Below are 2,488 nucleotides of genomic sequence, written 5' to 3' on the forward strand. Positions count from 1 at the left end.
CGCTTCTACTTCATTTGCTAAATAATCACCAACACGAAATGCCATATCTGATACGGCACCACCATCAAGCCCTTTTCCCCCCGCTTGTTCTAAACGTTCTCCTAAAAAGCTCTTCCACTGATCAAAATTATCTAACACTGACATGTTTAAGCACCTCACTATTTTAGTAATATAATCATGCTTAATTTGTGCATTTTTTTATTTTTTATGTAAGAAATTTTTAGCAATGCCAACCGCCATTGACTCCAATAATTTGCCCCGTAATATAAGAAGCTCCTGGCGAAACAAGGAAAGAGATTGTTTTTGCTACCTCTTCGGGTAGTCCTATTCTACCTAATGGAATATCTTCAGCAATTTCATTTTTATCATCTTCTGAAAATACATGTAACATTTCTGTTTCGATCGCACCTGGCGCTACCGCATTAACGCGCAATCCACTTAAAGAAACTTCTTTCGCTAAAGCCTTCACATATGAATTTTGTGCACCTTTTACCATTGAGTACAGCACCTCACAAGACGCTCCTATTTGCCCCCAAATAGATGAAATAATGACAACATTACCACTTCTCCGCCCAATCATTGGTGGAAGTGCCATCGATAGAAGTCTATATAAACTCTTTACTTGAAGCTCCACCATATAATCTAATTCTTCATTAGTAACATCTGTTACTAATCCAAAGATACTCTTTCCAGCTGCGTATACAATAACATCAATAGGATGTTCGATTTGTCCCCACAATTTCTCCGCTCCATCGATAGAAGCTAAATTTGCTTGCACAGGAATCACTACATCAAATTCCTTTTGTAACTCCTTTACCTTCTCTTCGCTTTTATTGTAATGAATATAGACTGTGTAACCATCCTCAATTAACTGCTTCGAAATAGCAGAGCCAATCCCTCCGCTTCCTCCAGTTACTAATGCATACTTTTTCATAAATTCCCTCTCTTATCTTTTATGTATAAATAAATAATACCCTCATCTTACCATTTGGCAATAACCAAACGTTAGATGAGGGATATAGATACTGCGTTTTTCATTCACATATTACTTCACTTTTTTGGTAACACTTGGCAGACACTCATTTTCTCTTCAATTAATAATGTTTTTGCTGCTTGTTGTAGGTCTTGAACAGTTAATCCTTCTAACACTGTAAGAGCATCAAATAAACTAGATTCATTAAACGCATATCGTGTAAACTGATTTGCAATATATTCAGGTGAATTCAACGATCGTAAAAATCCGCCAATTTTCTTTTTCTTCACCCGTTCCAGCGCATTCTCATCTAACTGATCATAATTCGTTTGTAGTAAAATACCTTTTAATTGTTCTGCCAATTCATCAGGTTGCTTCGTATCTCCACCAACCATTGCAAAACCGAAGTTATTTTCTTCTGTATAGTCATACGAGAACGAATCATCAATAAGACCTTCATTATATAAAGATTCGTAATGAACTGACCCTTTTCCAAATAAATAATCTAAAAGTAATGTAAGCGCAATTTCTTGTTTTAAAAGGGCTTGCCCTTTTTCTTTTAAATTCGTTGCCTTAATACCAACTAAACATTTTGGAGTTTGGACTGGCATTGAAATAATCTTTTTCTTTTCATTTACTTCTTCTGGTTCCTCTTCAAAAGAACGAACAATTTCCGGTTGATTTTCGTAATCTTTTTTCGCYTGATTTTCACGAACTAAATCCATTGTTTTTTCAGGATCAATCGCTCCAACAACAAATAATAACATGTTGCTTGGATGGTAAAAAGTCTCATAACATTCATACAGTAGGTCTTTTGTAATTTTACTAATAGACTCAATCGTCCCTGCAATATCAATTTTAATTGGATGTTTCACAAACAAACTATCGATTAACCCAAAGTATAAACGCCAGTCTGGGTTATCTTGGTACATTTGAATTTCTTGACCGATAATACCTTTTTCTTTTTCAACCGTTTTTTCAGAGAAATACGGTTCTTGTACAAAGTCTAACAACGTATTTAAATTGCTTTCTACATTTGATGTACAGGAAAAGAGATAAGCGGTTCTTGTAAAAGATGTAAAAGCGTTCGCTGAAGCACCTTGTTTACTAAACAATTGAAACGCGTCATGGTCCTCTTTTTCAAACAATTTATGCTCAAGGAAATGAGCAATTCCATCTGGTACACGAGTCATGTCTTCTTTTCCAAGCGGAACAAATGTATTATCAACAGAGCCGTACTTCGTCGTAAATGTTGCAAATGTTTTGTTGAAGCCTTGTTTCGGTAAGATATATACGTCTAATCCATTCGGAAGTTTTTCATAATATAGCGTCTCTTTTAATTGCTCATACACAATTTTCTCCATTTATTCTCCCTCCGTTCCATGTAAAAAGTAAATTGTATCTAGTTCAATATTATTAGCAACTTTCACAATTTCTTCTTTCGTCACGCTTTCTATGCCCGTTAGCCATTCTTCAACTGGACGCGTACGCTCTGAAATCACCCCGTGATAAAGC

The 2,488-nt window shown here is 35.5% G+C and carries 3 protein-coding genes and 1 pseudogene; all 4 read right to left on the reverse strand.

Annotated elements, in window-relative coordinates; translation table 11 throughout:
- Positions 1-144: DUF3243 family protein (locus tag AC1DTM_RS22695; protein ID WP_477000941.1), on the reverse strand; the 144-nt coding region annotated here is incomplete at its 3' end.
- A 76-nt stretch (positions 145-220) separates the two neighbouring features.
- Complete coding sequence (gene ymfI, locus AC1DTM_RS22700) at positions 221-934, reverse strand: elongation factor P 5-aminopentanone reductase (RefSeq protein ID WP_016105955.1); 714 nt, start codon at positions 932-934, stop codon at positions 221-223.
- Positions 935-1,050: 116 nt separating this feature from the next.
- Positions 1,051-2,337, reverse strand: coding sequence for an EF-P 5-aminopentanol modification-associated protein YfmH (gene yfmH, locus AC1DTM_RS22705; protein ID WP_016105956.1), 1,287 nt, complete (start codon positions 2,335-2,337; stop codon positions 1,051-1,053).
- Positions 2,338-2,488 (reverse strand): annotated as a pseudogene (locus AC1DTM_RS22710) (EF-P 5-aminopentanol modification-associated protein YfmF); the annotation flags it as partial.

Source organism: Bacillus sp. P4_D3 (assembly GCF_056401855.1).

Coding starts and splice junctions, on each gene's coding strand:
- ymfI (WP_016105955.1), bottom strand. CDS start 934: ATGAAAAAGTATGCATTAGTAACTGGAGGAAGCGGAGGGATTGGCTCT.